We start from the raw sequence: 7,612 nt of genomic DNA on the forward strand, positions 1-7,612 counted from the left end.
TCTACATCTGGGCTGATGGTGTCTACTTCCGCCCACGAATGGCTGAAGAAAAACAATGTGTCCTGGTGTTGATCGGCGCGGATGAATGGGGTCGAAAGGAAATCATCGGCCTTGCTGATGGCTACCGCGAAAGCACCCAAAGTTGGCGAGAACTGCTGCTTGATCTGCAACGACGCGGGCTCACCCACGCGCCTGACCTTGCCATTGGTGACGGTGCTTTGGGGTTCTGGCATGCGCTACGCGAGGTCTTTGGTGCCACGAAAGAACAGCGCTGCTGGTTCCACAAGACCGGCAATGTTCTGAACGCGATGCCGAAGTCCGTTCAGGCCAAAGCCAAAGGTCATCTGCACGATATTTGGCAGGCCGAAACCCGCGTGGATGCCGAGGCGGCCTTCGACTTCTTCGTCACAACCTACGGCGTAAAATACGACAAGGCCGTCGCTAAATTGACCAAAGACCGCGACGTGCTCTTGGCATTCTATGACTTCCCCGCTGAACATTGGAAGCACATCCGCACAACCAATCCCATCGAAAGCACCTTCGCCACGGTGCGGCATCGCACTGGTAAAACCAAGGGGTGCCTCAGCCGTAAAACCGGGCTCGCCATGGCCTTCAAGCTGATGATGTCAGCCCAGACAAAATGGCGCAAACTCGATGGTGCCAACCGCATGCCCGAAATCATCGAAGGGATTGAATTCAAGGACGGGATCAAGCAACTTCAAAGTGCCGCCTGATCACGCCGTCACCAACTTTCGGGCATAGCTCGGAGAAGAGGTATGGCTCAGCCAAACCGCGATGCTGCTTTGGCGGCATTTAAGCAAACTTTCAGGCAACTCGCTCCTTACAAACACCGCTACGAGGTTTTCAAAGACTTCGTGACGATGGCAGCGTGCAGCCTGCACAACGGTCTTCACAAGGAAGACGCCCGCGAAGAAGAATACCTTCGGATCATCGGGCAATACAAACCTGACGACCAACAGGCGTTTCCAAAACTGATGGCTCAGCTTGTCGCTGCGCTGGACGAAGAGCCCCGTGATATCCTTGGCCCACTCTACATGGAGCTGGAAATCGCCAACAAGGACGCAGGGCAATTCTTCACCCCGCCCGAGCTTTCCGATCTTATGGCGCAAATGACCTTTGCCCAAGAGCTCGACAAGCTCGCAACCCAAGCCTTCATCACCGCCGGGGAACCGGCGGCGGGGGCAGGGGGGATGATCCTGGCTCTGGTCAAAGTGATGATCATGGCAGGGCACAATCCGGCAGAAAAGCTGTGGGTACAGGCCATCGACGTGGACCGCATGGCCGCGCTGATGTGCTATATCCAGCTCAGCCTCTGGAACGTACCCGCCGAGGTTATTGTTGGGAACACGCTTAGCTGGGAAATCCGCGAAGTCTGGTACACGCCCGCCCATCACTTGGGGCTCTGGAAGTACCGGCTGCGCCGGAAAGAAGGCAGCACCGAGGTAGCACCCTCTCCAAAAGAGCAGACACCTGAGCCTGCGACGGCAACCTCGACTTCACAGGAAGCCAAGCCCGCGCCAGTCATAAAGGCGACGCAGCTTGGCTTCGACTTCTGAGGTCTGAGATGGCTGAGGAATACGAGGAATTCCAGATCGACTGGCGAGGGCAGGGGATCACCGTCAGGTGGTGCCCGGAGTGGTTGGGCGGCGATACCGCCCATCTTGAGATCGTGACGTCCGACCGTTCACCGCACCCGATATCCGAGACCGGGTATCGGTCCCACTTTTGCCCGCGTGAGCTGGTGGAAGATGCTGGTGGCCCGGTGGATTTTGTCACGGCATGGCTCGGGACGAAGGATGACGGCAAACCCGTTCAACTTTCGCTCCTATGAGCAAGAGAGAGCCCCTGTGTGGGGCTCTTTTCACGACAAAACCCCCATATATTTTTCTTTTTCACCCTCGCAAACCATTAAAACGACTAAATTCATCCAAGCCGATCAGAACAAAACCGGCGAAAACCGGGATTGGCAGAATATGAAAAATCTGAGCCAGACCACCGACCGGTACTTTGTGAAGCTCAGGTGAAGAACTCGGTTTGACATTTTTCCAACGCCGAGCAGAATTTAGAGCACGCACTCGGTGCAAGATTGCCTGTTCGTAACGAACAATTTTCCTGCGGCCTCGCTCTCGCTGGCCTGTAAAATCGTTCGCGAACACGCATCTTGGCAGGGGCTTTCACCCCTTGCATCCCCCGACAAGGAAAAGATCGCTCGAGGCGCGTTTCCCTTTGAACCCATTTAGCCTTTAGCTTCGCTCAGATGACCCGCCGCGACTACCAACGAGATTACCGCCAAAGCTACAAGGATCACGCGAAACGTGTGAACCTGACTTTGTCGTTGCCTGAGTATCGTCGCGTTGTGAAGCTGGCATCCTGAAGCGGAGTGCCCGCGGCTACCTATCTCAAGCGCACTGCATTTGCGGCTCTTGAGAGCCGCCCAGAGCTCCCCGATGAACTCGCATCTCAGCTGGACGACCTGGACCGCGTTCTTCGCACGGTTGCGAACAACGTGAACCAGATGGCCCGCTATTCTCACCGCGTCTGAGAGCTCCTGGATGAGCGCGAGCTATTTCAGCAAATAGCCGCCTTGCGCACTCAGTACATTGCCACCATAACCCGCGCCGCAACCACCCAAAGCCTTTGCTTTGGGCAGGAAGACGAAAACGGGTCATGATAGTCAAATCCATGAGCCGGAAGGAGCCCAGTTTCAGCCAGCTTGTCGGGTATATCGACCGGGGAGCCAGCGCAGCAGGCGCATGGCGTATCCGGCACAACCTGCTATCCCGAAATCTCTGAGCCATCCGGGATGAGTTCGCGGGGAACGGTGATCTGCTTCAGCGGCGCAAGAATGGGGTCTACCTCTACCACGAAATCATCTCGATCACGCGAGCAAAGGGTATCAGCCTCGAGCGGCAGAAAGCCGCCCTGCGCGAGATTGCCGAGCGCTACATTGCAGCACGATGTCCGGAAAACCTTGTCTTTGGCAATCTCCATGAGGATCAGGAACATTCGCTGCACTACCACTTGATTATCAGCGCGAACCCGGCCTGAGAGAATAAACGTCTGCGTTTGTCCAAGGCCCGCTTTAGGGAAATTCAGGTGAAGCTTGAGCGGCATGTCCTCGAGACCATGCCTGAGCTCGAACAAAGCCGAACGATTGAGAAAGACTCAGAACGGGGAGCACCGGAAAAAACCACAGGTCAAACAGGTGACATTGCGGCACTTGTTCAAGCGGCACTGAGCAATAGCCCCGATCGACAGGCATTCCGGCGGCAACTCCATGCCCAAGGACTCGAACTCTATATTCGAGGCAAGACACCGGGGGTCGTGCATCTTGAAAGCGGGAAGAAGCACCGTCTAAAAACCTTAAACCTTGAGCTTCTTCAGGCCTTCGAAGCCCTTCCTGATGCGCAGCTGAATGAGAGCCGAGAGAAAACCGCGCCTGAGGGTGAAAAAGAAAAAGGTGCCGAAGCCCTACCAGAACCGCAGCGGCACCAAGCCCAAACACAGCAACCACCTGACCTTCGAGACGCATGGAGGGCAGAGCTCGAGCATCTCAGGGAGCGTCATGAACAGAACAGGCAGGCCGAGGCCGAACAGTCCGGAAACCTGCTTCGGGAACTTCGGGCGCTTGTCCGCTTTGCGGTAAGCGATACCCTTAAGGGTATCCGCTCGAGAGCCCTGAAGATGCTCGAGCGCCTAAAAATCAAACCAAGACAGCATGAATATGAACGTTTGAGACGTGATCCGAAGCATGAGCGAGGCCGCTAAAGGGCTCGTCTCTTTGATAATGCCCGAAGCCGGGAAGCAGGAGGGAGCAAGATATCTTCGCCGCCGTGAGCTGCGGCGCCTTTTGCGCTCTGGCCACGCTGGCCTTCTCATCGACGGGAAGAGTGGGCGTCTGAGCGAAGCCCACAGCTTTCAAAATGTATGCGTGGTGGCCCGCGTATGAGCGGGAAAGACGAGCCGCTATATCATCTCAAACGTTCTGGACCGGGCAAAGAGCGAAAGCTCGATGGTGGTGAACGACCCGAAAGGCGAAGTTTTTGAAGCTACCGCCGGCCACATGCAACGCGCCGGCTTTCGTGTCGTGGTGATAGACCCGGAGGACCTCACGCGCAGCGCCCGTTTCAATCCCTTGCTCGAGGCCAAAACGGATATCGAGCTCGAGCAAGTGGCTGAAATTCTCATCCGTGCTGGCGGCTCAGGAAGCCAGAAAGACGCCTTTTGGGACCACGGAGCAATCCGCCTTGTTTGCGTGCTCCTGAAGCTCCTGCGCCGTTCCAGTAGAGAGGAGGCTGGATACTTCACCCTATGAAACCTCTATCGCCTCCTTCAGCACTTTGGCAGCGATTGAAGCCCGCTCGATGACTTCGCCATCACCTGGGCGGAGAATCCCAACGATCCGGATGACCGAAGCCTCTTTGATGAATGGAAGGGGGCAACGACCGGAAACCCGCAGGCGGTTCAGAGTTTCGCCCTGACCGCTTTGACGGCACTCAGGGCCTTCACCAATCGAAACATGGTGGAGCTGACCTCAGGCAGCAGCTTCGATCTGGCATCAATTCGCCAGCAGAAGACCATCGTGTATCAAGTCATCCCTGCGCAACACGCTGAGTATTACGGCTTCTGGACGAGCCTCTTTTTCCGCAGCGTGTTCAACGCTTGCATGAGAAGAATGCCGAGCCCCTGAGAGCTTCCCGTTTACGTGCTTTTTGATGAGTTCGGCCACGCCACGCTCCCTGGCTTTGTCTCGGTAGCGAACACCATCCGAGGATACCGCGTGAGCCTTTCCATCATCCTGCAATCCATTTCGCAGCTCTCTGCACGCTACGGGCAGGACTACGCCAAGAGCATCCAAGGGGGATTCAACACCTACCTGACGTACAGCGGCTCAGATCCGGAGACCGCCCGCTTTTTCGAGGGGCTTTCCGGTCGCGTGATCGAGCATCAGGACGCGAGAGATGAACATGAAACCGCCCGCCACCAAGAGCACAACCTTCTGAATGCCGACAGCATTCGGCGCATCTGAGAGGATGAGGCAATTCTGATTTCTGGGAACCGGCATCCAGCTCGATTGCGCACAACACCATATTTCAAGCGCGGAAGCTTCCGCAGTGCCTCAATGCAGCCTTCCGAAGCGCAGAGTGAAATCAGGGCGACCGGCCAAGTGAAGTGGGTTCCGATTTTCGGAGAAAAAGTTGACTGAAAGAATATGTCAGTATAATTGACGTATCCTGAAAGGGATGGGGTGAAAGGATAATCCGAAGATCATCCTTTCTAGCTACGGTCTAAGACCTGCCTTGTAATGCATAGATCATGTCGCTGATCTGAGGTTTCCAATTAGGACAACGAACAAATCGTACTTTCTTTTTGAGAAACCCGTGCTTTACTTGCATAGTCCACCGATGAGGTTCGGGACTGATTAGTCCCTCATCCATCAGACATTGAACCACTGGAACACTTATAGCAGCTTCCATGCTCTTACGAACATCGTTGCTGAGAAGTGAAATTACTGGACTCATAGTCACTCGGTTAAGAAATAAAATAGCCACGTACAAAAGCAGATACGTTTTGCATCTTCACAGATGTTTAAACCGCTCGGCGCTTGGACGTGGTTTTTTGATACCAGAAAAACGGGCAAAAAATAAGGTATAACGTGACCCTAATCTCTGACGTTAGGGGCCGTTATGAACATTTTTATGGGGGGCGCGAGAGGTGTCAGGAGCAATTTCACTGATACATCAATCACCTACAGAACTCGTTCCTCGTTTGGTAGGTGGATGTATCTTGTAAAATTTACCCCTGACTTCAAGGGGGTCTCTCTGACGAATAATGTCAGCGGTTTCGTCCCCCTTGAAGTCAGGGCTATGCCCCAACACCTCGACGCGCCCCCCTCGTGCTACGCACATTGACCAGATTGAAAACTGTCAAAATTTTGCTGAAATTGGCAAATTCGAGTATAATTGTTTCAACACATCTTAACTTTTTTCTCATGTCTGCAATATCGGTGAACATTGAACGTGATGGTGACTATGATGACCCATCACAAACCAAAGAACGCTACTCTTGAGCATTGAATGCGCAAGTTGCTATCAAGCCTTTAGCTTACGATTGAATGCCTCTCAGGGCGATCAAGTGAGCGGTGGCGTGGCATATTATCAACGACCTAAACGGCCAGCAGGGTATGCCCAAAAATTCCGCTCGAGCGTCAATGAGAGGGGTGGACAGCAAGCCCAGTTTCGTTGCTGAGATCGATAGCGAAATGCAGGGCGACACGCTTACACACGATATTCGTGTGGGGATGAATATGTCCGATCCTGAGGCAAGTTCTTGTGGTGAATGCTTGAAGGCCTACGCTTATACAATTGCTGCCGCCATCGTTGATCTGTTGCCAACCAAAGATATGGTTGCCGAAGCTTGAACCGACAAAGCCATCTACACATCTTGTGATGTTGCGCTTGACCCTTCGCTTCGCCCAGATTGGCAAAACTTCGAAAGCACTAATATCCCAAAAAGTGTTTCGCGAGTTTCAAAAGGCAGGTAGTTTTTACGTTGGTTTTTCGCGAGCCAGCATCGTCTTATCGTTGCCGATGACATCTTTCCATATAGGCTCAAAGAGCAGGGTGTTCTCATCGACCTTTGAATAATCTGTAACCCAAACCCTATCTGCCCCAATGTACCCTGCGAGCATCTCACGCATATTGTTTGCGCGCTTTTCTGATGATGTCTGGAAGAGGACTGTGAAGTCTGTCGATGAGCTGACGAGCTGCTTATGCAGCCCTTTCGTATGATAGAGGTAGTAACCGTGAACCTTCTCCCTGATTTTTTCTAGGCCGTGCGTCCCGCGATCCACTTCTAGGAAGTAAAGACTGTCATATCGCTTGCCGTTGATCTCTGCTGTAAGGACAATCAGGGCGTCTGGATAGATGACATAGGTTCGCCTGTTTATGGGGCTGACAAGGTCGGTGTAGAGCTCATACCGATGCTTCGAACTGTACTGATTTGCCCCGCGCTTCATCTGAAAGTCAGGAATGAAGGTATCCAGCGTGATCAGCTCCTGCTGCCGCAATCCAAGCTCCAGATTTATACGAAAATCTGACAGGTCCAAGGCGTGTTGCAAGAACTGCTGTTTGACCTCGCGGGCTTTCCGCCACGTGATTGAGGGGAACCCAAGATCATCTAGGTATTTGGCACCCTTCTTGTCTAGAAAGTAGACGTATTCGGAGACTGGCGCTCCAAGGCGCGTGAAGGGTGCGACCTTGTGGATATATCCGCTGTGAAACAGCTTTTTGAGACGGCCGTTTGCTGTTTGGGTGCTTTTGCTTTCAGGAAAGAACAGTTTGCGGACTTGAGACACTGAAAGGTATCGATACTGGCTCAACGCTCGCATGATTGCGACGTCTCGATCCGTCACGATGAATGCGCCTACCTTTTTTGGTTCTCGTTTATGCTTGGATAGAGGCTTACCTGCGGGTGAATGGGTCATCTTTATCATCCACGACTGTTTCGCTGGTTTGTGGTTCTTGCTCTGTTGATTTCTGCTGAGAAGTGACCCGGTAGCCCCCCAAATTTTCACTGAGAACTGACCCAT

At 53.5% G+C, this 7,612-nt stretch carries 7 protein-coding genes and 2 pseudogenes; 7 read left to right on the forward strand and 2 right to left on the reverse strand.

The window, feature by feature from the left end:
* The 3 genes from E2L05_RS19925 to E2L05_RS19935 all read left to right on the forward strand — a co-directional run.
* A partial coding sequence (locus E2L05_RS19925; RefSeq protein WP_133342215.1) for an IS256 family transposase occupies positions 1-734 on the forward strand: 734 nt, incomplete at its 5' end.
* 42 nt (positions 735-776) lie between these two features.
* A complete protein-coding gene (locus tag E2L05_RS19930; protein WP_133344739.1) occupies positions 777-1,577 on the forward strand; it encodes an N-6 DNA methylase in 801 nt (266 codons plus the stop codon).
* 8 nt (positions 1,578-1,585) lie between these two features.
* A complete protein-coding gene (locus E2L05_RS19935) occupies positions 1,586-1,852 on the forward strand; it encodes a hypothetical protein (protein ID WP_133344741.1) in 267 nt (88 codons plus the stop codon).
* A gap of 944 nt (positions 1,853-2,796) precedes the next feature.
* Here E2L05_RS19935 and E2L05_RS19940 read toward each other — a convergent pair.
* Complete coding sequence (locus tag E2L05_RS19940) at positions 2,797-3,135, reverse strand: hypothetical protein (protein WP_133344743.1); 339 nt, start codon at positions 3,133-3,135, stop codon at positions 2,797-2,799.
* Here E2L05_RS19940 and E2L05_RS19945 point away from each other — a divergent pair.
* From E2L05_RS19945 to E2L05_RS19965, 4 genes and pseudogenes are all read left to right on the forward strand, one after another.
* A complete protein-coding gene (locus tag E2L05_RS19945) occupies positions 3,118-3,789 on the forward strand; it encodes a hypothetical protein (RefSeq protein WP_133344745.1) in 672 nt (223 codons plus the stop codon). The genes E2L05_RS19940 and E2L05_RS19945 overlap by 18 nt on opposite strands.
* A 193-nt stretch (positions 3,790-3,982) precedes the next feature.
* Positions 3,983-4,336, forward strand: a pseudogene (locus E2L05_RS19950) (type IV secretory system conjugative DNA transfer family protein); the annotation flags it as partial.
* A gap of 60 nt (positions 4,337-4,396) precedes the next feature.
* Positions 4,397-5,050, forward strand: a pseudogene (locus E2L05_RS21195) (type IV secretory system conjugative DNA transfer family protein).
* 1,191 nt (positions 5,051-6,241) lie between these two features.
* On the forward strand, positions 6,242-6,442 hold the full coding sequence (locus tag E2L05_RS19965; protein WP_133344751.1) for a hypothetical protein: 201 nt from the start codon (positions 6,242-6,244) through the stop codon (positions 6,440-6,442).
* A 126-nt stretch (positions 6,443-6,568) separates the two neighbouring features.
* Here the strand turns inward: E2L05_RS19965 and E2L05_RS19970 are convergent.
* The coding region (locus E2L05_RS19970) for a replication-relaxation family protein (protein ID WP_133344753.1) at positions 6,569-7,612 on the reverse strand (1,044 nt) is incomplete at its 5' end.

Origin of the sequence: Meridianimarinicoccus aquatilis (assembly GCF_004358675.1) — a bacterium.
GTDB classification, from domain to species: domain Bacteria; phylum Pseudomonadota; class Alphaproteobacteria; order Rhodobacterales; family Rhodobacteraceae; genus Meridianimarinicoccus; species Meridianimarinicoccus aquatilis.